The organism is Desulfuromonas thiophila (genome assembly GCF_900101955.1).
Taxonomy (GTDB): Bacteria; Desulfobacterota; Desulfuromonadia; order Desulfuromonadales; family Desulfuromonadaceae; genus Pseudodesulfuromonas; species Pseudodesulfuromonas thiophila.
In genome coordinates, this window is record NZ_FNAQ01000003.1 from 141,081 (window position 1) to 164,293 (window position 23,213).

At 63.3% G+C, this 23,213-nt stretch carries 24 protein-coding genes, 4 tRNA genes and 1 pseudogene; 15 read left to right on the top strand and 14 right to left on the bottom strand.

Annotated features, from left to right (window positions below; genetic code table 11):
• Positions 1-149 precede the first annotated feature (149 nt).
• From BLR80_RS04510 to BLR80_RS04535, 6 genes are all read left to right on the top strand, one after another.
• Positions 150-1,025: an EamA family transporter gene (locus BLR80_RS04510; RefSeq protein ID WP_092076968.1), complete on the top strand. Its 876-nt coding sequence runs from the start codon at positions 150-152 to the stop codon at positions 1,023-1,025.
• A 7-nt stretch (positions 1,026-1,032) separates the two neighbouring features.
• Entirely contained in the window at positions 1,033-1,653 is a 621-nt protein-coding gene (locus BLR80_RS04515; RefSeq protein WP_092076712.1) for an HD domain-containing protein, read from the top strand.
• Positions 1,654-1,724: 71 nt separating this feature from the next.
• Positions 1,725-2,993, top strand: coding sequence for a serine--tRNA ligase (gene serS / locus BLR80_RS04520; protein ID WP_092076714.1), 1,269 nt, complete (start codon positions 1,725-1,727; stop codon positions 2,991-2,993).
• 12 nt (positions 2,994-3,005) lie between these two features.
• A tRNA-Ser gene (locus BLR80_RS04525) sits at positions 3,006-3,091 on the top strand.
• 71 nt (positions 3,092-3,162) lie between these two features.
• Positions 3,163-3,256: transfer RNA gene (locus tag BLR80_RS04530), tRNA-Ser, on the top strand.
• Positions 3,257-3,314: 58 nt separating this feature from the next.
• A tRNA-Arg gene (locus BLR80_RS04535) sits at positions 3,315-3,391 on the top strand.
• Between the two features lie 167 nt (positions 3,392-3,558).
• Here the strand turns inward: BLR80_RS04535 and BLR80_RS04540 are convergent.
• Together BLR80_RS04540 and BLR80_RS04545 are read right to left on the bottom strand one after the other, a co-directional pair.
• A complete protein-coding gene (locus BLR80_RS04540) occupies positions 3,559-5,136 on the bottom strand; it encodes a hypothetical protein (RefSeq protein ID WP_092076716.1) in 1,578 nt (525 codons plus the stop codon).
• A 121-nt stretch (positions 5,137-5,257) separates the two neighbouring features.
• Positions 5,258-5,842 (bottom strand): nucleoside deaminase, encoded by a 585-nt coding sequence (locus BLR80_RS04545; RefSeq protein ID WP_092076718.1) that lies wholly within the window; start codon positions 5,840-5,842, stop codon positions 5,258-5,260.
• Positions 5,843-5,969: 127 nt separating this feature from the next.
• Between BLR80_RS04545 and BLR80_RS04550 the strand changes: the two genes are divergently transcribed.
• Positions 5,970-7,352 (top strand): MFS transporter, encoded by a 1,383-nt coding sequence (locus BLR80_RS04550; RefSeq protein WP_092076720.1) that lies wholly within the window; start codon positions 5,970-5,972, stop codon positions 7,350-7,352.
• Positions 7,353-7,484: 132 nt separating this feature from the next.
• On the top strand, positions 7,485-9,416 hold the full coding sequence (locus BLR80_RS04555) for a methyl-accepting chemotaxis protein (protein ID WP_092076722.1): 1,932 nt from the start codon (positions 7,485-7,487) through the stop codon (positions 9,414-9,416).
• 88 nt (positions 9,417-9,504) lie between these two features.
• On the opposite strand, the gene BLR80_RS04560 is transcribed toward BLR80_RS04555, so the two are convergent.
• The 8 genes and pseudogenes from BLR80_RS04560 to BLR80_RS04595 form a co-directional block, all read right to left on the bottom strand.
• Positions 9,505-10,212, bottom strand: a complete 708-nt coding sequence (locus BLR80_RS04560; protein ID WP_092076724.1) for an ABC transporter ATP-binding protein — start codon at positions 10,210-10,212, stop codon at positions 9,505-9,507.
• Between the two features lie 2 nt (positions 10,213-10,214).
• Entirely contained in the window at positions 10,215-11,417 is a 1,203-nt protein-coding gene (locus tag BLR80_RS04565) for an ABC transporter permease (protein ID WP_092076726.1), read from the bottom strand.
• On the bottom strand, positions 11,414-12,568 hold the full coding sequence (locus tag BLR80_RS04570) for an efflux RND transporter periplasmic adaptor subunit (RefSeq protein WP_092076728.1): 1,155 nt from the start codon (positions 12,566-12,568) through the stop codon (positions 11,414-11,416). The genes BLR80_RS04565 and BLR80_RS04570 overlap by 4 nt, the downstream gene beginning before the upstream one ends.
• Before the next feature lie 231 nt (positions 12,569-12,799).
• Positions 12,800-12,994: a ferredoxin gene (locus tag BLR80_RS04575; protein WP_092076730.1), complete on the bottom strand. Its 195-nt coding sequence runs from the start codon at positions 12,992-12,994 to the stop codon at positions 12,800-12,802.
• A 276-nt stretch (positions 12,995-13,270) separates the two neighbouring features.
• On the bottom strand, positions 13,271-13,576 hold the full coding sequence (locus tag BLR80_RS04580; RefSeq protein ID WP_092076732.1) for a molecular chaperone DnaJ: 306 nt from the start codon (positions 13,574-13,576) through the stop codon (positions 13,271-13,273).
• Between the two features lie 64 nt (positions 13,577-13,640).
• A pseudogene (locus BLR80_RS04585) lies at positions 13,641-13,829 on the bottom strand (Rdx family protein); the annotation flags it as partial.
• Positions 13,830-14,105: 276 nt separating this feature from the next.
• The gene (gene queF, locus BLR80_RS04590) at positions 14,106-14,930 is read right to left on the bottom strand and encodes an NADPH-dependent 7-cyano-7-deazaguanine reductase QueF (protein WP_092076736.1); all 825 of its coding nucleotides are present in this window, start codon (positions 14,928-14,930) and stop codon (positions 14,106-14,108) included.
• On the bottom strand, positions 14,927-15,541 hold the full coding sequence (locus BLR80_RS04595; RefSeq protein ID WP_092076738.1) for a hypothetical protein: 615 nt from the start codon (positions 15,539-15,541) through the stop codon (positions 14,927-14,929). Before BLR80_RS04595 ends, queF begins: the two co-directional genes overlap by 4 nt.
• Positions 15,542-15,719: 178 nt before the next feature.
• Between BLR80_RS04595 and tadA the strand changes: the two genes are divergently transcribed.
• Positions 15,720-16,223, top strand: coding sequence for a tRNA adenosine(34) deaminase TadA (gene tadA / locus BLR80_RS04600; RefSeq protein ID WP_281241590.1), 504 nt, complete (start codon positions 15,720-15,722; stop codon positions 16,221-16,223).
• 11 nt (positions 16,224-16,234) lie between these two features.
• A tRNA-Ser gene (locus BLR80_RS04605) sits at positions 16,235-16,322 on the top strand.
• Between the two features lie 94 nt (positions 16,323-16,416).
• Here BLR80_RS04605 and BLR80_RS04610 read toward each other — a convergent pair.
• From BLR80_RS04610 to BLR80_RS04625, 4 genes are all read right to left on the bottom strand, one after another.
• Positions 16,417-16,641: a hypothetical protein gene (locus tag BLR80_RS04610; protein ID WP_092076741.1), complete on the bottom strand. Its 225-nt coding sequence runs from the start codon at positions 16,639-16,641 to the stop codon at positions 16,417-16,419.
• A gap of 73 nt (positions 16,642-16,714) precedes the next feature.
• Complete coding sequence (locus BLR80_RS04615; RefSeq protein ID WP_092076744.1) at positions 16,715-16,927, bottom strand: hypothetical protein; 213 nt, start codon at positions 16,925-16,927, stop codon at positions 16,715-16,717.
• Positions 16,928-17,311: 384 nt separating this feature from the next.
• The gene (locus tag BLR80_RS04620; RefSeq protein WP_092076746.1) at positions 17,312-18,274 is read right to left on the bottom strand and encodes an NAD(P)/FAD-dependent oxidoreductase; all 963 of its coding nucleotides are present in this window, start codon (positions 18,272-18,274) and stop codon (positions 17,312-17,314) included.
• Positions 18,271-18,528, bottom strand: coding sequence for a hypothetical protein (locus tag BLR80_RS04625; protein ID WP_092076748.1), 258 nt, complete (start codon positions 18,526-18,528; stop codon positions 18,271-18,273). Before BLR80_RS04625 ends, BLR80_RS04620 begins: the two co-directional genes overlap by 4 nt.
• A gap of 123 nt (positions 18,529-18,651) precedes the next feature.
• Between BLR80_RS04625 and BLR80_RS04630 the strand changes: the two genes are divergently transcribed.
• The 5 genes from BLR80_RS04630 to BLR80_RS04650 all read left to right on the top strand — a co-directional run bounded on the left by BLR80_RS04630 (position 18,652) and on the right by BLR80_RS04650 (position 23,097).
• Positions 18,652-19,008: a hypothetical protein gene (locus BLR80_RS04630; RefSeq protein WP_092076750.1), complete on the top strand. Its 357-nt coding sequence runs from the start codon at positions 18,652-18,654 to the stop codon at positions 19,006-19,008.
• Between the two features lie 110 nt (positions 19,009-19,118).
• Positions 19,119-19,691 carry a MarR family winged helix-turn-helix transcriptional regulator gene (locus BLR80_RS04635; RefSeq protein ID WP_092076752.1) on the top strand — a complete coding sequence of 191 codons (573 nt, stop codon included), beginning with the start codon at positions 19,119-19,121 and terminating at the stop codon, positions 19,689-19,691.
• A gap of 135 nt (positions 19,692-19,826) precedes the next feature.
• Positions 19,827-21,143, top strand: coding sequence for a lysine 2,3-aminomutase (kamA, locus tag BLR80_RS04640; RefSeq protein ID WP_092076754.1), 1,317 nt, complete (start codon positions 19,827-19,829; stop codon positions 21,141-21,143).
• The gene (gene ablB, locus BLR80_RS04645; protein ID WP_092076756.1) at positions 21,133-21,990 is read left to right on the top strand and encodes a putative beta-lysine N-acetyltransferase; all 858 of its coding nucleotides are present in this window, start codon (positions 21,133-21,135) and stop codon (positions 21,988-21,990) included. The genes kamA and ablB overlap by 11 nt, the downstream gene beginning before the upstream one ends.
• Before the next feature lie 36 nt (positions 21,991-22,026).
• Entirely contained in the window at positions 22,027-23,097 is a 1,071-nt protein-coding gene (locus BLR80_RS04650; protein ID WP_092076758.1) for a KamA family radical SAM protein, read from the top strand.
• Positions 23,098-23,213 lie beyond the last annotated feature (116 nt).

Sequence of the window (23,213 nt, forward strand, 5' to 3'; positions counted from 1 at the left end):
CCGGCGCTCCATCTTGATGAACGGGGGGGCGGTGTCTGGCGCCGTGCACGACGCCGGTTAGGCGACAGAATAACAGGCTTGGCGGCGGACGCCCAGAGCTGCGAAGCATTTTTTGCGCCTGCGGTTTCACTTTTGGTTGAGGGATTCCTATGAGCGGGCTGGCTCTGGCGCTGATCGTTTTTTCCGCCCTGATGCATGCGGTCTGGAATCTGCTGGTCAAACGCAGCAGTGACAAGACCGTGTTTATCTGGTGGATGTTTGTCTGCTCCGGCAGCCTGCTCAATCTGCTGGTGTGGCTGCAAACCGGCCAACTGCCCCGACCGCCGCTGGCCACCCTGGTTCTGGCGCTGGGGGCCGCCTGCAGTTTTGTGGCCTATCACTGGTGTAACGGCGTGGCCTACAGCCGCGGGGATCTGTCGTTGGCCTATCCTTTGTCACAGACCTCCATGATCTATACGCCGTTGTGGGCTGTGCTGTTCCTGGGCGAGCAACTGCGGCCGGGTGGCATTGTCGGCATCCTGCTGGTGCTGGTGGGAGCCTATGCCGTGCAACTGCCCGACCTGACCCGCGCCAACCTGCTGCGGCCATTGCGCAATCTGGGTCAGCCGGCAGTGCGCGCCGCTCTGCTGGCCGGACTGATCTACTCCGTCGGGGTGGTGCTCGACAAGTTGGGCATCACCAGCTATTCGCCGCTGTATTTTACCCAGCTGCTGGTTACGGTTATGCTGGTGTTGATGACGCTCAATCTGCTGCGGCCCTGCTATCGCGGCCGGGTGCTGGCCTGTTTGCGGCGCGATGGTCGCCTGATCGCCCTGTCCGGTCCGGTGATGCTGGGCTCGTTTCTGAGCTTCCGCTATGGCCTGAGCCTGGCGCCGGTCAGTTATGCCGTGCCGGTGCGGCAGGTGAGTCTGCTGTTCGGTGTGCTGTTCGGCGTGCTGTGTCTGCACGAGTCCTGCGGTCGCATCCGTTTTGGCGCGGCCCTGCTGATTCTGGTCGGCGTCTGTTTCATTCGCCTGGGAGGTTGATGGCATCATGGCAAAGCGCGCATTGGCGAACTTCTTTTTCGAGGTCGGCATGCTGAAACGCACGCCGCGCAGCGGTTTCCAGTTTTTGGGCTCCGGTGCCGAATCGGTGGCCGAACACAGCTTCCGTACCGCCACCATTGGTTACGCCCTGGCCCGCCTGGCGGGCGATGTGGATGCGGGTCGGGTGGTGCTGCTGTGCCTGTTTCACGATCTGCCGGAAGCCCGGCTGGGCGATCTGAACTACGTCAATAAAAAATATGTCCAGGCCGATGAACAACGGGCGGTGGACGATCTGGCCGCCACACTGCCTTTTGGCGATGACTACCGGGCCTTACTGGGGGAATTTAGCGCCGGGCAGACGGCGGAAGCCTGTCTGGCGCAGGATGCCGATCAGCTGGAGATGATTCTGGCCCTGAAGGAATATAAGGATCTCGGCAACCGTTATGCCGATGCCTGGTATCCCTTTGCCGTGCGACGACTGCAGACGGAACTGGCGCGGGAGCTGGCCGAAGCCATCTGGGAAACCGATTCGAGCCTGTGGTGGTTTGACGATGGCAGCGATTGGTGGGTGCATGGCCGGCGCCAGCCACCGGAGTCGCTGCCACCCGCTTCGACCGATCAGGGTTGACGCCCGTCGGTCAAAGTGTTAGTTGTACCGGCCGGAAATCTGACGGGCCCCGGCGGCCTTGGGAGAAAGCCATGCTTGATCTGAAATATGTTCGTGACCATCTCGATCTTGTAGAGCAGCGCCTGGCCCAGCGCGGTACCGCCATCAGCCTGGCCGACTTCCGTCAGCTGGATGCCCGGCGGCGCGAACTGCTCGGTCGCAGCGAAGCCCTGAAGGCGGAAAAGAATCAGGTCTCTGCTCTGATTGGCCGCAGCAAGGACAAGAGCGCGCTGCAGGATGAAATCGCCCGCATGAAGGCGGTGTCGGCTGAGATCAAGGAGCTCGACGACAGCCTGCGTCAGGTCAGCGATGACCTGCAGCAGCGGCTGATGCTGATTCCCAATCTGCCCCACGAAGACTGCCCTGTCGGCGCTGGCGAGGAGGACAATCTGGTGGTGCGCCACTGGGGTGAGCCGCCGGCCTTCGGGTTTGAGCCCAAACCGCACTGGGAGCTGGGCGAACAGCTCGATATTCTTGACTTTGAACGGGCTGGCAAGCTGACCGGCGCCCGCTTTGCCCTCTACAAAGGGGCCGGCGCCCGCCTCGAACGGGCCTTGATCAATTTCATGCTCGACCTGCATACCGAGCGGCACAAATATGTTGAAATGCTGCCGCCCTTTATGGTAAACAGAGCCTCCATGACGGGGACGGGGCAGTTGCCCAAGTTCGAGGATGACCTGTTTCATGTTGAAGGTCCGGATTATTTCCTGATCCCGACGGCCGAGGTTCCGGTAACCAATATTCACCGGGACGAAATTCTTGCGGCCGAACAGTTGCCTCTGTGCTACACCGCCTATACCCCCTGCTTCCGCAAGGAAGCCGGAGCTCATGGCCGCGATACCCGCGGTCTGATCCGTCAGCACCAGTTCAATAAGGTTGAGCTGGTCAAGTTTGTCCAGCCGCAGGATTCTGATGCCGAGCTGGTCAGGCTGTTGACGGACGCCGAAGCCGTGCTGCAGCAACTGGGCCTGCCCTACCGGGTAGTCGACCTGTGCACCGGCGATATCGGCTTCTCGGCAGCCCGTACCTTCGATATCGAGGTCTGGTTGCCGGGCCAGCAGGCGTACCGTGAAATCTCGTCCTGTTCCAATTTTCGCGATTTTCAGGCGCGCCGCGCCGGCATTCGCTATCGGCCACAGGAGGGCGCCAAGCCCGAGTTCGTGCATACGCTCAACGGTTCCGGTCTGGCTGTCGGGCGAACGCTGGTGGCGGTGCTGGAAAACTACCAGCAGGCCGATGGCCGGGTAGGTATTCCCGAGGCTCTGCGCCCTTATATGGGCGGAATGGAAGTGATCGGATAAGCGTTCGGTAACGGAGGAGTGGCCGAGTGGTTTAAGGCGGCGGTCTTGAAAACCGTTGAACGAAAGTTCCGTGGGTTCGAATCCTACCTCCTCCGCCAACTTGACCAGAAAGATCGCTGCTTGCCTGAAAAGGTCAGCCGCTGAACAAAGTACGACAGAAAACCCATGCGGAGAGATGGCCGAGTCGGCTGAAGGCGCTCGCCTGCTAAGCGAGTGTACGGGGTAAACCCGTACCGAGGGTTCGAATCCCTCTCTCTCCGCCATTTTTAGAAAAAAGTCGGTTGACAAACCGACGAAAAAAAGCGATAAAGCACAGCCATTGCGCCGCTAGCTCAGCTGGATAGAGCGTCTGACTACGGATCAGAAGGCCAGGAGTTCGAATCTCTTGCGGCGCGCCATTAAAGACAACGGGTTACAGCTCAAAAGGCTGTAGCCCGTTTGCGTTTCAGTTCTGGTTGTCAAGAACGTTGGCACCGGTGTTTGCTTGAGATACCTACAGGGGGCTGTGGTTAACAACCGCAGCCCCCTGAACCGTTTTTCCGCCGCCGGTTTTGGGCCACAGGCCTTATTGCGCGGCGGCGTTGGCCTGCGAAGCATAGGCCTGCAGCAGACTTTCGGCCGCGATCTGGTTGAATCCGTGGGTTTGCCCCGGTACGGCGGCAAACCGCATGCCGTGCCAGACAAAGCCATCCTTCAGCAGCAGGGCCAGGGCGACCGGCTGCGGAGCCTCAGCCGATCCCCGCATGACACGCAGCAGCAGTTCGTGGCCGTAGGCCTCGATAATGCGGCTGCGTTCTGCAGCCTCGGTGGGCGGGATCAGCCCCTCCAGACGGGCACCTGCCTGGGCTGGCTGGGAAGCGAAGAACTGATACTGGTCATCAAGCCCGGTTTGCAGTCCCAGGTAATAGCGCGAGCCTTCAGGAAAGAGGACGTCTTCCGGCAAGTTGAGACCGAGTTCACTGGCGAAGGCGTTAAGCGGCAGGCCGGCAACGTCCTGCGACAGCAACCCATGCATCAGACGGCGATGGCCCGTCCCGACCGTTTCCAGAATCAGGTTGCCATCGTTCTGAATCGTCATGTGCTGCGCGCTGTTGCCCGTCAACCACACCCAGCCATTGGGACCGAGGTGGTACAGACCGCTGCCGGCCAGTTCTTCCGGGCTGCGCTGTTGCCAGCTGCCGGTAGCGGCAGTGAACGAGAAGGTCCGCCGGTCCAGCAGGTATGTGCCGTTTGTCAGGGTAGCGCCGAACAGGTCGAGCCGGCACACCGGGTTGCCGTCCAGTCTCAGATAATAATAGCCACTGGCAAGGGCCTCGCGGGCGCTGATGGGCTCGAAGGGCAGGGCCCAGCGGGCCAGAACGCTACGCGGTTGTTCCCCGGCCAGCAGGGCTTCCAACGCCTGCTGCCGGGCGTTGTCGTCGGTTTGCTGTTCAACGGAGGCATAATCGAAGGCGTGCTGGGCCAGCTGTGCCAGGGCGGCGGCTGTTGCCTCAATCGTCGTCGAGCCTTCGGTTTCGCTCGCTACCTGCTGGTAGCGTGCCAGAAAACCGGGCAGCGACTGGCCGACAATGCGGCCAAGACGCTGTAGCCGGGCGTATTCCTCCGGCTGATCGTCACCCTCGGCGGCAGCAAGGTAATCGCGGAACAGGCTGGCGGCAGTTCCCAGTTCGCCCCGCACAATCAGGTCGGCCTCCTCCATGCTCATGGCTGGATGACGCAACAGGCGGCCATGCACCAGCGTGGTCAGCGGGCTGATGAAGACTGCGCCGTCAGTGGTTAACTGGCGGTAGGCGCCCGGCGGAGCGCTCAGGATAAAATCATCCTGCGCCAGTTCTGTGCCAGTGTCCTCGTGCAGCAGGGTTTGTCCGGCGACAATCTGTGCCACCAGCGGCGCGTTTTCCGCCCAGGCCGGCTCAAGCCGTTCCAGGCGGAAGCCGCCAGAGGCATCACTCAGGGCGCTGGGTTCATTGTCGTCACAGATGAAGTTTTCATTGAGATCCAGACAGACCAGGGCCCGCTCGCAATAGCCATCCGCAACCCTGCCGGACAGCGACAGGCTCTGGTTGAGGTGGCAGCTGCCGTCGTCACCACAACCGTGCAGCAGAAAACTCAACAAAAACAGGCCGGAATACAGAATTCGCATGCGTGAAACTCCTCCGCAGGGTTATGAAGAATGCGCACCGTTGCCCAATAACCAGGTTGGTTTTTGCGGGAACAGGCTTCAGAGAGTAGCCGATTTGCGGGAGCGGTGCTCGCCGGTGCCGTCAATACAGCTGACCCTGCTGGCGGGCGTAATCCTGCAGCACGGCGATGGCTTCGCTGCGGCACAGATCGGTGACGACGGCAATGCCGCGCTGCTGCAGTTTGTCCTGCCAGCGGTCGGGCTTGTCGCCCTCGTCGAAGCCGATGGCGCGCGCATCCTCATCGCGGGCGCCGCACAGCAGGCGATGGATGCCGGCCCAGGGGAGGGCGCCGAGGCACATGGCGCAGGGTTCGGTGGAGCTGACCAGTTCGAAACGGCGCGGCGGCAGCAGATCGAGCCGGTGCTGGCCAAGACGCTGCTGGGCGCGCATCAACGCAACCATTTCGGCGTGCGCGGCCGAGCAGCAGCTGGGGATGACACGGTTGACACCGGCACAGATCAGCGCGCCGCTGTCGGCATCGAAAACGGCGGCGGCAAAGGGGCCGCCAGCGGTTTCCGTGGCGGTCGTCTGGCTGTTGCGGCGGGCCAGCGCCAGTACCCAGCGCATGCGCGCGGTGGCACCGGCCAGGATCGGCACCTCCCGCTCGGCTTGGAGCAGCCAGGTCGGCAGGGACAGACAGCATTGCGCAAAGGGGGCAAGATTCATGGTGGCTCCTGAGGCTGGGGTTTTCCTGGGTGACGCGGGCGTGTCCGTGGCGCTATGTTCGGTATTGGCTGGTGAATACTGCGAGGCGCATTCCGGCTGATTCTTCCATAAAAAAAGGTTCCTGCCCATGCCCTCTGCTTCCGTTCAGCTGCAGCAGCAGCGTGCCACGCTGCTGGTGGTCTGCATTGCCCAGTTTCTGATGCCGTTCATGATGTCGGCGGTGGGCATTGCTCTGCCGACCATCGGTCTTGAGTTCGGGGCCAGCGCCCGCCAGCTGGGACTGGTGGAAACGGCCTATGTGGCGGCGGCGGCCATGTGTCTGCTGGGCATGGGACGGCTGGGTGATATCTGCGGCCGGCGGCGCATCTTCCGCCTGGGGCTGGTGCTGTTCAGCCTGACCGGTGGTCTGATTGCCCTGGCGCCGACCATTGTCACGGTGATCGGATTGCGCTTTGCCCAGGGGGTTGGCGGTTCGATGGTGATGGCTACTACCATGGCCATGGTCATCACGGCCTTTCCCGAAGGGCAGCGCGGCCGGGCGCTGGGGATTGCCGTGGCGGCCGTCTATGCCGGCATTTCCTGTGGGCCCTTTTTCGGCGGCTTGCTGGTATCGGCGCTGGGCTGGCGTGCCCTGTTCTGGCTGGTGCCGCTGCTGGGCGGACTGGCTTTTGTGGTTGCCAGTCGTCATTTGGCAGTCGAGGCGGCGGCTGCCGCCGGGGAGCCGCTGGATGTGCGTGGCTGGCTGGTTTATGCCCTGGCCATTGGTTTGCTGGTGGTGGCCGCGACCCGTTTGCCGCAGCCCTGGGCCTGGCCGCTGTTGTTGGCGGGCGCGTTGCTGCTGGGGCTGTTTGTGGTGCTGCAGGCCCGCACGCCTTATCCGCTGCTGCAGGTGGCGCTGTTGCGCCATAACGCCGCCTTTGCCCTGGGGAATCTGGCCGCGCTGCTCAACTATGCCGGCACCTTCGGGCTGACCTTTTTTCTGAGCCTGTATCTGCAACTGTTGCGCGGCTACAGCCCGCGCGAAGCTGGCAGCTTGCTGTTGCTGCAACCGCTGGTGCAGGCGCTGCTTTCGCCCCTGTGCGGTCGCTGGTCGGACCACTGGCCGGCCCAGCGCCTGGCCACGGCCGGCATGCTGTTGTGCGCGCTGGGATTGTGGCAGGCTTCGCGCATTGATCTGCACACGTCGCTGGCCGGCCTGGTGGTGCTGTTGCTGGTGCTGGGGGCCGGTTTTGCCCTGTTTTCATCGCCCAATACCCGGGGGGTGCTCAGCAGTGTACCAGCCAGACATCTTGGCATGGCCTCGGGGCTGGCGGCGGCCATGCGTACTCTGGGGATGACCGGCAGTATGGCGCTGATTCTGCTGTTGCTCAATCACCATCTGGGCGCCACCGTCATCGGTGTCGCCCAGGCGCCGGCCTTTCTGGCCGCCATGACGGCGAGTCTGCGGCTGTTTGCCGGGCTCTGTCTGCTGGCGGTGCTGGTGTCCGGTTCGCGGTGGTGGCGCGGCTGATGGAATCGCGGCAAAAAGGGTCAGACACTTTCGCGATGCTTGAGCCTTGTTGCCGCGGATGATAGATTGTGCATTCGATCGCAGCGTTTCCCGCAGTTCTCTCACATCTCGTTGTCAGCAGGAGTTGAGTGCATGAAGAATCTGTCGTTGCAAGTCAAGGTCATCGCCGTCGGGGTGCTGCTGCCGACCCTGCTGCTGGCCGGTCTGTTTACCGCCTATGTTCGCCAGACGCGGCAGGATACGGTTGCTACCTTTGTCGAAAAGGCCCGTGCCATTACCGTGACGGTCGAGTCGACTCGCCAGGGCATGGAAGATCTGTACCAGAAGGGGGTATTCACCACCGCCATGCTGCGGCAGTTCGCCGATCAGGGTCAGACGGATCAGCTGATTTCCGCCGTGCCGGTGGTAGCCGCCTGGCGGGCCGCCATGCGGGAAGCCCAGAACGGTGGCTATGAATTCAAGGTGCCCAAGTTCAAGCCGCGTAATCCGGCCAACGAGCCCGATGCCCTGGAGGCGCGGGTACTCAACCTGTTTCGCGACCAGAAGCTGGGTGAGTATTACGAAATCGATGAAAGCCGCAACGCCGTGCGCTACTTCCGTCCGGTGGTGCTGTCGCAGAACTGCATGGTCTGTCACGGCGATCCGGCTACCTCTCAAGCCCTGTGGGGCAACGACAGGGGGCTCGATCCCACCGGTGGCCGGATGGAAAACTGGCGCGTGGGCGAGATTCACGGCGCCTTTGAGGTTATCCAGTCGCTTGACGAGGCCGACGCCCGCCTGGCTGCCATTTTGTGGAAGAGCAGTGGTGCGGTGCTCGGCAGTCTGCTGGTTTATGCCCTGCTGATTGCCGTCTTCTTCATCCGCCACGTCAGCCGGCCGCTGGGTGAAACGGTCGCCATGGTCGAAGCCCTGGGGCAGGGCAATCTGAACCAGCGTCTGGCGGTGAACAGCGGCGACGAGATCGGCCGCCTCGGGCGGGCCATGAACGGCTTTGCCGACAACCTGCGCGACGAGATCCTCACCGCCTTCCAGCGGCTGGCCGAAGGCAACTTCACCTTCGAAGCCCAGGGCCTGATCCGTCAGCCGCTGAGCCAGGCCAATCTGGCCCTCAATGACAGCATGGGGCAGGTCCGTATCGCCGGCGATCAGATCAGCGCCGGCGCCGACCAGATCAGCGATACCAGCCAAGCCCTGTCGCAGGCCGCCACCGAACAGGCCAGCTCGCTCGAAGAAATCAACAGTTCCATGACCGAAATGGCCTCACGCACCAAACAGAACGCCGACAACGCCGTCCAGGCCAACCAACTCGCCGGCGACGCCTGCCAGGCGGCGGCCAAAGGCAACCGCCAGATGCAGGAAATGGTCAGCGCCATGGCCGAGATCAACACCTCGGCCCAGAATATTTCGCGCATCATCAAAGTCATCGACGAAATCGCCTTCCAGACCAACCTGCTGGCCCTTAATGCCGCCGTCGAAGCCGCCCGCGCCGGCCAGCACGGCAAAGGCTTCGCCGTTGTCGCCGAAGAAGTACGCAACCTCGCCGCCCGCAGCGCCAAAGCCGCCAGCGAAACCGCCGAACTCATCGAAGGCGCGGTACAAAAAGCCAGCAATGGTACCCAGATCGCTGAAAGTACCGCCGAGGCCCTCACCGGCATCGTCCAGGGCATCACCAAGGTTTCCGACCTGGTGGGCGAGATCGCCGCCGCCAGCGACGAACAGACCCAGGGCATCAGCCAGATCAGCATTGGCTTGAGCCAGATCGACGAAGTCACCCAGCAGAACACCGCCAACGCCGTCGAATGCGCCGCTACTGCCGAGCAGCTGGCGGCCCAGGCCCAGCAGCTGCAGGAGATGCTGGCCCGCTTCACCCTCTACCAGCAGGCCGCAGTGCGGCCGCCGGCCCGTCCTGTTGCCCCGGCACGCCAGCCTGCCGCGTCAGCGCCGGCCAGGCGGCAGTCGGCCCTGAAAGCCCCGTCCGACAGCTGGGGCGGTGGCCAGGCCGGTCGGCCGCAGAAACCGGCTGAAATGATTGCGCTGGACGACGATGAGTTCGGGCGCTTCTGACGACCCGCCCTCACCGGTATGAACACCACAACACCCGCTGTCAGCCTGCTGACAGCGGGTGTTGTGCGTTTGGCCGGCGGGAGCTGTCTCAGCCCAGCGGGCGACCCTCGCCGGCAGTCTCACGGGTCTGGCCGTCGCGGATCTGGTAGAGACGCCTGAAGGTGGGAATGATCTTTTCGTCGTGGGTGACGACAATGACGGCGGTTTCGAATTGCTGCGCCATGTTGTTGAGAATGGCGATGACCGCCAGAGCCCGCTCACTGTCGAGCGGTGCGGTGGGCTCGTCGGCCAGAATCACCGGCGGCTGGTTGATCAGACCCCGCGCGATGGCGACGCGCTGCTGTTCGCCGCCGGACAGCTGGGCCGGCAGGGCACGGGCGCGGTGCTGCACGTCGAGGGCCTCCAGCAGTTCCCCGGCCCGCCGGCGGGCAACGGCGTTGGCGGTGCCGGCCAGCATGGCCGGCAGGGCAACATTGTCGCAGACGTCGAGGAAGGGAATCAGGTAGGGCGCCTGAAAGACAAAACCGATGCGGTCGCGCCGCAGGGCGCGCAGATCGCGCACCCGCCAGCCGTTGTCGTAGATGCAGTCGTCACCCAGCACCATGCGGCCACTGCTTGGTTCGATGACCGCGCCCAGGCACTTGAGCAGGGTGCTCTTGCCGCTGCCGGAGGGGCCGATGAGGCCGACCACCTCGCCTGCCGCCACCTGCAGATCAACCTGGCGCAGGGCCTGCACGGCCGTTTCGCCCTGGCCATAACGCTTGCTGAGCGCCTTGATGCGGATGCCGCCCGCCATGTTCAGCCTCCGATGGCCTGGGCCGGATCGACCCGCAGGGCGGCATGGATAGCTACCAGTGACGCCAGCAGGCAGATCAGTACCACGGCGGCCAGGCCGGTCAGGGCATCCTGCGGCATTAGCAGGACATGTTTGGGAAAATAGGGTGCGCTGTAACTGGCGGTGATGTTGCCGACGCTGAAACCGATCAGGCCCAGGGCAACGGACTGCTGCACGATCATGGCGGCAATGGTGCGGTTGCGGGTGCCGATCAGCTTGAGCACGGCGATCTCGCGAATCTTGCCGAGGGTGAGGGTGTAGATGATGAAGGCGACGATGGCGGCGCTGACCAGGGCCAGAATGACCAGAAACATGCCAATCTGGCGCGCGCTGGTGGCGATGAGCTTGCCGACCAGAATGCCTTCCATCTGGCTGCGGCTGTAGACGGTGAGGCGTTTCCAGCGGCGGATCTGTTGGGCGGTCTGTTCGGCATCGGCGCCGGCGGTCAGTCGCACCAGTACGGCGTTGACGTAGGGGTTGACGCTCTGCCCGGCAATGACCGCCGGCAGCAGATCGGGCCGGCCCGGCGGATTGTACAGCGGGCTGGCGGCAATGCGGCGGCGCTGTTGCCAGAGGGCGTCGTTGTCTTTGAGAAACTGTGCCTGCTGGGCGTCACGCAGGGAAATGAACAGCATCGGATCGCCGCTGGACGACACCATGCGGCGCGTCAGGCCGACAACGCGGTAACGGGTGCGGCGGATCTGCACCTGCTGGCCCAGTTGCAGACCGCTGGCCTGATCGGCCACCGCTTCGTAATGGTTGCGGCTGAGATGGCGGCCGGCGATGAGTTGGGGTGGCCAGCCCGGCGTGCCGGGGCCACCCGGCGCGATGCCGCAGACCAGCACGCGCAGGTCACGCTGGTCCTGGCGTACCTGCATGGTCAGATAGGTGACGTTTACGGCCTCGCTGACGCCGGGCAGGGCGCGGATACCGCGCCACAGATCATCGTACAGGCTCGATGGTTCGGCGTAGGGACCGAGGGTGTCGCGTTGTACCACCCACAGATCGGCGCCGCTGTTGTCGAGCAGTACGCGGGCGTCGTCCACCATGCCACGGTAGACCCCGGCCATCACCAGGGTCACACCGATCAGCAGACCCAGCCCCATGCCGGTAAAGACGAATTTGCCCCAGCTGTGCAGGATGTCGCGGCCGGCCAGGCTGATCATGGCCGTAGCGCCGCGGTCAGCTGTGCGACCGGCCGCAGGCGGCTGCCGGGCCGCAGGGCTTTGGCGCTGTAAAGGACCAGTTCGTCGCCCGCCCGCACACCCTGGGTGACCTGGACGAAGCCATCGAGGTCGCTGGCGCCGGTGATGACCGGAACGAAGCTCGCCTTGCCCTGCCGCTTCTGCCACACGCCGGTCTGGCCACCCTGGCGCTGCAGGGCGGCCTGGGGAATGACCGGCGTCGGTTCCAGCGGCGGCAGCAGCACCGTCACCTCGGCCAGTTCACCGATAGCGGGCAGCGTCGGTGGCAGTGGCGCGAAGCCAACCTTGGCCAGCAGTTCCTCGGTGATGGCATCGGCCAGGGGCTCCTGGCGCAGCACCAGGCCTGCCAGCTCCTGCTGCGGCCGGGAACGCAGCGCGATTCGTGCCGCCAGACCGGCCTGTAGCCTGCCGGCATGCAGCTGATCAAAACGCACCTCCAGCCGCAGACTGTTCGGGTCGATCAGCTCAAGTACCGTTTGACCGGCCACCAGGGTCGAGCCGGGGTCGGTGTCGCGGCGGACGACCAGGGCGTCCACCGGCGCGCGCAACTCCAGATGGTGCTGCTGGGCCCTGAGGGCCTGCAGGTCGGCCTGCAGCCGTTGCTGCTCGGCCAGTGCCGCCGCCAGTCCGGCTGCGGCCAGAGCGGCCTCGTGCTGTCGATCGAGCAGCTGTTCGGCGCTGACGGCCTGTTGCTGTTGCAGCAGCTGGTAGCGTTGCCGTTGACGTTCGGCGTAGTCCAGCTGGGCGCGGGCTTCGCGCTGACGGGCGGCATTCTGCTGCAGGGCCGCCTGCTGGGCCAGGATGCGTGCCTCCAGGTCCACCGGATCCATGCGCGCCAACAGCTGGCCGGCCGCGACGCGTTCGCCCACCCGCACCGACAAGGTGGCCAGACGGCCCGGCTGGGTCGGACCGATGCGGTAGCGGTGGCGGGCCTCCACCTGGCCGATGCCGAACAGGGCCGGCTGCAGGGCGCGCTGCTCCACCCGCACCAGCGTCACGGCCACCGGTGCCAGTGGCCCGCTGCGCAGGGCGACATGGACCAGTAATCCCAACAGGGGCAGCAGCAGGGCCACAAGGCCGAGGCTGCGGCGGGACGGGGTCGGAATCGTCATGGAAGGCTCCGCGAGAAAGGGAATGCGGCCGGCTGCAGGCCAGCTTGGAGGCGTTGATTACCTGGCCGTCAGCTGAAGGCAGCTTCCAGCAACAGTACTGTGCCAGCAGCGAAAGGACATGCCCTTGATCGGGATCAAAAAACAACGCACATTCTGGGGTTGTGTCCGAGTATGTGCGTTATCACCGTTTCGTGTCTTCAGGGGTTTGTTGAGTTGGCTGTCGCAGAGGTTTCAGTCCTTCCAGTGAATGCAGGACACCGGACAGGGGTCCATGGCCTCGTTCTGGATGTCGGCCTCGCTGGCGCCGGCGCTGTTGTAGCATTCGGCCTTGCCGCTGTCGGCAAAGCGGAACACCTCGGGCAGGTTTTCGATACAGAGGCCACAGCTGATGCATTCGTCGGGATCGACCCAGGCGGTTCTGGCCATAACGGAAACTCCTTTGCGGTGCGGGTGAGAAGCAGGGTGGCCGCCGGCCGGCCGCAGCGAGCGACCGGGACGACAGTTGCCAGTATAGACCGGCAGCGGGCTGGCGCAAGGCGCCGCGCCAGCCCGCTTTTGATCTGGCCCTGCAACAGCAGCTGTTTGCGTTCAGCGCCCTGGCCACCGGCCGGCTGATTCGGCAACCGCTGGCGTGGCTGATAGCGATGATACAGGCGCTGGAGCGCGGTCAGCTCGACCCGCGCGCCCTCAACTGACCGGCGGTTACGACTCCTTCTTGCCGGCCCAGACGGGATCCCAGGAAAACTGTTGGCGCAGGCGTTCTTCAGGGCGCTGCTGATAGAACTCCTCGGCGCTGAAGGCGAAGTGGTAGTCCTGCAGATAGTCCATCAGCAGTCTGGCGGCGGCGTTAAGCTGGCGGATCTGTTCGGGATCGGCGTTGCTGTTGGCATCGGGATGGTGTTTGCGCACCAGCTGGCGATGGCGCTGGCGGATCTGGCGGATGCTGAGGCGGTCGCTTTCGTGAAAGCCGAATTGGTGCAGCGCTTTTTTGAGGTCATCGTAGGTCATAAAGGGTTTCAGGGCCGGCGGCAGGCAAAGGGGAGCGACAAGAACAAGACCGCGCGTGACCGGCTCAGTGGCCGGTGGCGTGGCACAGCTTCAGCAGTTCCTCCGCCTCGGGAAAGCGGCGCTGTTCCAGACGGGAGAAAATCGCTGAGCCATCAAGGAAAACGGCGAATTCGCTTTTCTGTGGACCCGCAGTGATCTCGATGCGGGCTTGGGGCAGGGCGTTCTGCAATTCGGCGGCGAGACTCGCCGCGCGGGGTTTGTGGCCTCAGGAGGCGCAATAGACGATCTGAAGCTGCATGGCCGGATCTCCTTGGCGGGTTGCCCCTGGGTGGCAGCGGGCGAGCGGATGAATCCGCTGAGGGTGCGGTCAATCCGCTCGCGGGCGGCGAGAGGTTGCGGCGATTATTGCGGGGCCAACCGGCGGCTGTCAATGCCGAAGCCGACGCGGCCGGCGACACGGAAACTGGTGGCCAGAGGCAGAATGGCGCGGCGGGCAGGAGGCTGGCAGAACCTGGGCGGGACGACGAGCTTACTGGCGCGCCAGTCGCCAATTGGGCGCTACGGCCGTGTCGGTGCTGCGCCAGGGATTGATGTCGAGGCCACCACGGCGGGTATAGCGGGCGTAGACGCTCAGTTGGGTCGGCCGGCAGCAGCGCAGCACATCGGTGAAGATGCGTTCGACGCACTGTTCGTGAAATTCGTTGTGCTGGCGGAAGGAGATCAGGTAGCGCAGCAGGCCGGCGTGGTCGATGGCCGGGCCGCGATACTGCAGCCACAGGCTGGCCCAGTCGGGCTGCGAGGTGATCAGGCAGTTGCTTTTGAGCAGATGGCTGTAGAGCTGTTCCTCCACCTCTGGAGCGGCAGGCGCACAGGACAACAGGCCGCTGTCCACCTGATAGCGGTCGATGGCGATGTCGAGATCGTCAAGGCACTGGCCGGTCAGCTGGCCAACCTGCCAGGTCGCCACATCGTCGGGATGGCTCAGGCTGAGGGTCACGGCAGTGCCGGCCACCGCGCTCAGATCGCGTCGCAACTGGTCGGCCACGGCGCCCATGGTGGCGAATGCCGTCTGGTTGTAGCTGTTGAGGTAGAGCTTGAGGGATTTCGATTCGATCAGATTGGGGCTGTGACAGGGCACCCGCAGCTGCAGCAGCGCCACCACCGGTTTGCCCTTGGGATTGAGCCATGACAGCTCATAGCCGTTCCACAGATCTTCGCCGACAAAGGGCAGCGGGGTGTCGATGCCCAGCTCGGCACGCTTGAGCTGGCGCGGCACGGGACAGAGCAGACCGCTGTCGTAGCGGTCGGTATAGCGGGTCGGTTGGCCCAGGGGCAGGTGCTCCAGCGGATTCATGAGGTCTCCTCGTCGTCCGGCGGGTTTTCCAGCAGGCGCTGCAGCTGGCGGGCGCTGGCGCGCGGCAGGGGCTGGCCGTCGATGGGGCTGCGCAGACCCTGCTGGCGCCGGCTGCGCGGAAACACATAGCACAGCAGCGGAAAATCCTGATCGTCGATACTCAGCAGATGTTGCTGCTCCTGCTGGTGGGCGTCGGCCGGCGCGGCGGTAAAGGCAATGTCCTGCTGGTTGAGAAAGATTTCCACCTCGTCCGGGTCATCGGCGAACAGATGCAGCTCGATGAGGCTGTGGGGCGTCAGTTCGCCGCGCAGCACGTCGCCGGTCAGGTAGGGGCTGAACGGCTCCAGCCGCTGGAGAAACTCCAGCGCCAGATAGCGCATGGCGTCGAGCTGCTGGTCGGTGTCGGGCGGATTATACAGTGCCATCAGTTCGCGCAGCTGGGTGTGGATTTCCGTATTGGCGGGCAGGTAGTGGCCACGGCTGAGGGCCTGGTCGGAACCATAGGCCTTGCCGGCCTTGTGCTTGGCGGCGCTGTAGTCGAGACCTTCCTCGTAGATCAGGCGCGCCGCTTCGCGGGCGATAAGCTGGCGGATCTGCTGCTGATGGGGCATGATCGGCTCCGGTGCTGCCGGTTTGGCAACGCGAAGGGTTGTCGCGCGGGCAGGGGTCTGGTATCAAGGGCGAATCATCTTAGCGGTTTGGTCGGGCAAGTCAAGTCCACCGACCCCCTTCAGCCAATCCCGGTTTTTAGCGTTTTGGCGCCCTGCCGACTTCCGGCGCGGAGATCCTGTGACCAACGATGCCTTGGCGGCTGTTGTCCGCGATGAATATTACATGCAACTGGCCCTGGCCGAAGCCCGTCAGGCGCAGGCTTTGGGCGAGGTGCCCATTGGTGCGGTGTTGGTCCAGCACCAGCGGGTGCTGGCGCGCTGTGGCAACCGCCGCGAATTCTGGCAGGACCCCACCGCCCATGCCGAGCAGATTGTCCTGCGCGAAGCCGCCCGCCGGCTCGGTTCCTGGCGGCTGCTCGACTGTACCCTTTATGTGACGTTGGAGCCCTGCCTGATGTGCATGGGGGCCATTGTGCTGGCGCGGGTGCCGCGACTGGTGTTCGGTGCCCGCGATCCACGGGTCGGCGCCGTCGGTTCAGTATTCAATTTTGCTGCCGATCCTCACCTCAATCATGCTGTCCGTGTCACCGAAGGTGTTTGCGGTGTCGAATGTAGCGAAATGCTGTCGGGCTTTTTTCAGCAATTGCGTTCGCGTAAAAAAGCTGCTAAGTTCACGCCCTGATTTGTCGCTGCGGAGGGGTGTCCGAGAGGTCGAAGGTGACAGACTCGAAATCTGTTGTACCGCAAGGTACCGTGGGTTCGAATCCCACCCCCTCCGCCAGTTTTCTATAAACAAGGGCTTGACCGATACCGGTCAAGCCCTTGTTTTTGTTTGTGCAACCGCGCTTTGAAATCAGGGTTCAGAGGGTCAGGTCTCAGGCCTTGCCGCTGACTTCCTTCGGGCTGGCAACCGCCTTGACGATGCCGAACATCACCAGAACCGCCGGAACCAGCTGAGCGACAACGATCAGGCCGCAGAAGCCGAGGAACAACCAGACCAGCAGACCACTGTGGTCAGCGCGCTGCGTGGCAGCAAATACCGGCGAGGCAACCAGCAACAAGGCCAACGAGAGCAGGGTGGTTTTAAGGGTGGTTTTCATGGCGTCCTCCTGTGCTTAAAGCGTTTATGGGGTTGAATCGGTCATCGGTTTGTTCCGTTGTCCTTCTGCCTGACTATTTCAGCGGCAGGGTTTCCTTGCTGTGGGTTACCGCCCGGGTGATGCCGACCAGCAACAGCAGCGACGGCAGGATCTGGGTGGCGATCAGCAGGGCAAAGAAGCCAAGGAATGCCCAGAGCAGAAAACCGCTGGAGGAAGCATCGGCCGCCGCGTAGACCGGCGAAGCCGCCAGCAAGGAAGTCAAGGTCAGCAGCGTGGTGGTTTTCATGATGTCCTCCTGTGGTTACGGTTGAAGGCTTGCGGTAGTGCGTTGCTCTTGCCCAGATACTAGTGCGCAAGACGTGCCAAGCCGTCTAGAAAGCAACATAAAAAGTAAAAATCTTTTCAAGTGATTGAAATCAGATAAAAGATGTAGGGCGCTATTCTGCCTGCCTGTGCTGCGGCGAGCCAAGCCGGGATGAGAACCGCGATTGTGGCGGGGCGAACGTATGGTGGCGCTATGCACTGGGCGGCAGCGGCAAGGTCGGGCAGCGCGGTGGGGCTGCGGGTTTTTAGCCTATCCTGCCGGAATACCGATAATTTTTGGGTGTATGGTGGAAATGTGCCGGCCCCGACGGCAAACCGAAGGGGTGCGTTCGGGGCCGGCCGGGGGTCAGAGGGTGGCAGCAGGACTGCCGAGAACCTGTCGTGCCAGATTCAGGCCGCTGAGCCAGGCGTCTTCCACCCGGCGGCCAAGGCACCAGTCGCCGCACAGGCCAATCCGTTCTGCCGCTTGCCACAGACAGGCCTGACCGAGGGCCTGGCGGGTAAAACCGTAGCGCCAGCGATGGCAGAACAGGATCTGACTGTCGCGGGCTGGGGGCCGACAATCCAGCCAGAACTGGCGCATCTGTTCGCCAATCTCTGCCGGCGGTTCTTCCAGGTGGTTCTGTGACCATGCGGTTGAGGCCTGCAGAACATAGATGCCCTGTCGACTGCGACCGGGTTTGGCGCTGTTGTGGGTGATGCGCCGCAGATGGGGATGGGCGCCAATCTCGACATCTGGCAGGGGAACAGGGGTGGCGGTCTGCATCACGGTGACCCAGCAGGGCTCCATTTCCACGCTGGCCAGTTGTGTCGCCAGTGCGGGTAGCGCTGCCAGCAGGGGGCGGGCCTGGGGCGCCGGCAGCGCCAGCAGGACCAGATCCCAGCTGCCCAGCAGGGAATCGCCATCGTTGAACAGTTGCCAACGGCTGCCGTCGCGCTGCAACCGGGTCACGCGGGTGGCGGGCTGAAAGCAGACCGGCGCCAGCAGGGCGCGGGTGACGGCACTGCTGCGCGGTACGCCGACGTAGCAGGACTGCTCGTCGGCGGCCACTAGGCCAGCGATGCCGGGCTGCCAGGTGGCCAGTACGCTGCTGGCGAGGCGTTGTCGCAGAAAGCGATGGAAGGCCGGCTGCTCGGCACCGAAGTAGGGCGCACCGTGATCGATCCAGTCACCATGCCATTGACGACTGGCCAGCCGGCCGCCGCTGCCCTTGCTTTTGTCGAACAGGGTGACCGCGATGCCGGCTTCCTGCAGCAGGCGCGCCACCGTCACGCCGGCCATGCCGGCGCCAACAACGGCGGCGTTCATGATCGGTCGCCGCTCTGTTCCAGGGTCTCCAGACAGGCGGCCCGCACGGCTTCGAGGCCGGCAATGGTGGCCATCTGGCTGTTGTCGCCAATGATGCCACGGCCGGTCCAGTCATTGCCCTGGCGGACGTAAAGGGCCTGCAGTTCCGCTTCCACCTGCCGCAGGGTCCGACGAGGCTGACAGCGAACCTGTTCGGCGAAGAAGCCATACAGGCCATCAACGATTTCCTGTTGTTTTTTCTGCAGAAACTCCATGGTTTGCCTCCTGCTGGCGAATGCTGCTGTAACGGGTTGTCATGCTCGCTTTTTTTCGATATATAATCAGGCAAAAGACATTTTGTCTAGGACAAAAACCATTCTTTCGCCGGAGGATTGCCGATGCCCCATGTTGTACTGGAACAGACGCCGCCGTTGCGACAGGTCTTCGAGGTGCTCAGACCTGAGACGCTCAAGGATGAAACCCGTATTCTGAAGCTGGGCGAGGGCTATCTCAACGCTGCTGGCAGTTGTGCGCTCATTGAGGCACTGGCCATTGAAGCGGGCCGGCAGCAGAGCTTTTTTATTCAGCTGGCGCAGAAGCCGGCCAGTCTGACGGTGCGGCTGCTGCCGCTGACCGATCCGGACAAGACCGCCGGCGTCAAGACCCTGCTGGCGCTGGTGGCGCGACAGGTTCGCCAGGCTGAACCGGCCGTCTGTTATGGTAAGACCAATCTGCAGGATTTTCTGCTGCCCTAACGGATCCGTTTGTGATACACAGCCTCTGAGAAGCCAGACCCTCTGACCGCGGAGGCGTTCTGGCTTTTTGCTGCGGCTTGGGGCTGTCAATCACGAACAGGGCAGGAACAATGAAGGAAAATCCGCACACAAGTGCTCCGGCGCCGCCGGTTCCAGAAGCGGTGGGCGATGCCACGCGGGCCGCGCTGCGGATGCTGCGGGCGCTGCGGCCGATTATCCGGGCGGTGGATGTGTCCTCCCATCGCCTGGCCGGACAGCACAACATCACCGGCCCCCAGCTGGACTGTCTGCTGACCCTGCGTGAATTGGGGCCGCTGACCAGCGCCGTGCTGGCGCGGCGCCTGTACCTGAGTCCCAGTACGGTGGTCGGGATTGTCGACCGGCTGGAGGAGAAGGGGTTGTTGCAGCGCGAGCGCGACCGCCGCGACCGCCGTCAGGTGTATCTGTCTCTCACCGCGGCCGGCACCCAGCTGACCGCCCAGGCGCCGACCGTGCTGCAGGATCGGCTGGCGCAGGCGCTGGCGGCTCTGCCGCTGGAGGAACGGCAGAACCTGACCCTGGCGCTGGAACGATTGGCGCTGCTGTTTCAGCCGGAATCCCTTCCGGCCCTGACGCACCTGCCGGCTGCCGCTGTTGCTCCCGCGGCAGCCGGCGCTCAGGGCTCTTCCAATCTGACAGATTAGGCACGATTCAGCCCTTGGTCTTGACAGGGGCTGATGATTTTTGTTAGCATCGTTCGTGTTCTAATGATTCACTCCAAAATCAAACCAGCCATTCTCGTAGCGATAAACCGCTCAACAGAGGGAGTCTTCCATACCATGAAAATCTTTTCTTCTTCCCAGCAGCAGCTGGCCCGCGAGCTGTGTAACGAGCAGGTTGGTCTGTCCAACTGGCGCGACTGGCGCTGGCAACTCAAGCATAGCATTCGTGATATCGCGACCGTCGAGCGCTTGCTGGGCGTGACCTTCGACGCCGCCCACCGGCGCCAGCTGGAACAGACCGTCAAAACCTTTCCGCTGAGCATAACGCCTTACTATCTGTCGCTGATTGATCGGGCGGATGTGCTGGGCGATCCGGTGTTCCGTCAGGCCTTTCCCGATCCACGCGAGCTGCAGGTGGAGCCCTGCGACATGGCCGACCCGCTGGCCGAGGATGTTGACAGCCCGGCGCCGGGCATCACCCATCGCTATCCTGATCGGGTGTTGTTCCATGTCAGCAATGTCTGCTCCATGTACTGTCGCCATTGCACGCGCAAACGCAAGGTGGGCGATGTGGATTCGATTCCCGACCGTGAGCAGATTCAGGCGGGTCTCGATTACATTCGTGCCACGCCGGTGATCCGTGATGTGCTGCTCTCGGGTGGCGATCCGCTGATGCTCAATGACGCCTATCTTGACTGGATTCTCACCGCCCTGCGCCAGATTCCCCATGTGCAGGTTATTCGCATCGGTACCCGCATGCCGGTGGTGCTGCCCTATCGCATTACCGACGAACTGGTGACTCTGCTGAAGAAGCACCACCCGCTGTGGCTCAACACCCATTTCAACCATCCGCGCGAGGTGACCGGCTCGGCCCGCGAAGCCCTGCGCAAGCTGGCGGATGCCGGTATCCCGCTGGGTAATCAGGCGGTATTGCTGGCCGGTGTCAATGACTGCCCGCGCATCATCAAGGCGTTGGTGCACAAGATGGTGGAAAACCGGGTACGGCCCTATTACCTGTATCAGTGCGACCTGTCTGAGGGCCTCAGCCACTTCCGCACGCCGGTGGGCAAGGGTATCGAGATCATGGAGGCGCTGATTGGCCACACCAGCGGTTTTGCCGTGCCGACCTATGTGGTCGACGCGCCGGGCGGTGGCGGCAAGATACCGCTGAGCCCCAATTACCTGATTTCGCTGTCGACCAACAAGGTGGTGCTGCGCAATTACGAGGGCGTGATCACGACCTACAAGGAGCCAGACAGTTACACCGCCAATTTCTGTGATCGCAACTGCAGTGACTGCCATCTGCAGCTGAATCTGCAGGATGGCGACGAAAGCGATGCTACTGGCATTGAACTGCTGCTGAGCGATTACGACAGCCGCATCAGCCTGACGCCGATGGAAACCGCCCGGCTGGAGCGTCGTCATGACAGCTGATCGACTGGAAAACTTTGGCGCTTCGCTGTTGCAGCATGGCCCGGCCAGCGACCGGGTCTATCTGATGAAGCTGGCCGCGGCTGATCTGCCGGCGCTGCTCGATCATATCGACGGGCTGGTGGCGCGCCATGGCTATTCCAAGGTGTTTGCCAAGGTGCCGGCAGCGCAGGCAGAGGCTTTTTCGCTGCGCGGCTATGTCTGCGAGGCGCGGGTGCCCGGTTTTTACCGTGGTTGCGACGACGGCTGGTTTCTGGCGCGCTATGCCGATCCGGCGCGGCAGCAGGATCCGGCCGCCGATCAGGTGGCCGAGGTGCTGCAGTTGGCACTGGCCAAGGCCCGGCCGCCCCGGCCCCAGGTTGTGCCGGATGGTCTGGTCTGCCGGCTGGCGACAGCGGCGGATTGCGATGCCATGGCGGAGTTGTACCGGCAGGTGTTTGCCAGTTACCCCTTTCCGATTCATCAGCCCGATTACCTGCGGCAGACTCTGGCCGAGCAGGTGCGCTATGCCGGCATCTGGCGGGGCGGGCAGTTGCTGGCCCTGGCGTCGGCCGAAATGGATGTGACGGCCGGCCATGCCGAAATGACCGATTTCGCCACCCGGCCCGACGCCCGCGGCCAGGGCTTGGCGCACCTGTTGCTGCAGTTTCTTGAACGACACATGCCGCAGGAAGGGGTACAGCTGGGCTACACCATCGCCCGTGCCACCTCCTTTGGCATGAACATCACCTTCAGTCAGTGCGGCTATCGGTTTGGTGGCACGCTGGTCCGCAACACCCAGATCTCCGGAGGGCTGGAGAGCATGAATGTCTGGTACCGACCCCTGGCAACCGCTCTGACCGCCACCTGATCGTCCGCGTTCACCGCCAGACCCAAGGGAGGATTCATGACCTGGCAGGAACAGCTCAAAGCCTTTGTCCGTACCACCGAACAGCTGGAGACCTTTATCAATCTGACGGCCGAGGAGCGGCTGGCGCTGGAGAATCAGCAGACCAAATGGGGAACCACGCCTTATTTCGCCAGCCTGATGGAACGCGACAATCCAAATTGCCCTATCCGGCGACAGGTGGTGCCCTCGCTGCAGGAACAGCATAATCAGTTCGGGCGGGAAAACTATCTGTTGTGGAAGGAAAATCGCGAAACTGACGAGGTGCGGCCCGATAGTATCGCCCGCCAGTACCGCGACCGGGTGGCCTTTACCGTTACCCAGGGCTGTGGCATTTACTGCCGTCACTGCTTTCGCAAGGAACTGGTGATCGATGGCGACCTGCAACTGGATTTCAATGTTGACGAGGGACTCGCCTGGCTGGCGGAGCATGCCGAGGTGCGCGATGTGCTGGTTACCGGTGGCGACCCCTTTTTGCTGGCGGACGAACAGCTCGACTATCTGATTCGTAAACTGCGTGAACTGCCTCATGTCGAAATGATCCGTTTCGGCTCGCGTACGCCCATCGTTTTGCCGCAGCGGATTGACGCCGGCCTGAAGAAGGTACTGGGCGGCTATCATCGCACGCCGCTGTGGCTCAATACCCAGTGCAATCACCCCAACGAACTGACCGACGCAAGTGCCCGGGCGGTGTTAGAACTGTTGTCCTGCGGGGTTAACGTGGGCAATCAGGCGGTGCTGCTCAAGGGCATCAACGACGATGTGACAACCTTCCGAGCCCTGCACCAGAAGCTGCTGCAGCAGCGCATTCGGCCTTATTATCTGTTTTATTGCGAGGCAGCGCCCGGCATCGATCACTTTCGCACGCCGGTGGAGCGCGGTGCTGAACTGATCCGCGATGCCTTGCGGGGTCATACCACCGGTCTGGCTCAGCCGCTGTATGTGGTGGCGACCAATATCGGCAAGATTCCGCTGATGCCGGACTATTATCAGCTGGGCAGCGACGAGGCCGGTCACCGTCTGCGCAACCACCGCGGCCAGACCACATGCCTGCCGCGTATCCCCGCCTAGGGTCGCTTGGCTTGATCCCGACCGCCAGAATGTCGATCCGGTGATGGCCGCAGCCGCCAGTGGCTGCGGCTGTTGTTGCGGAGGAGCAAAAAGAGGCGGCTCTGCCCCCGTGGGGT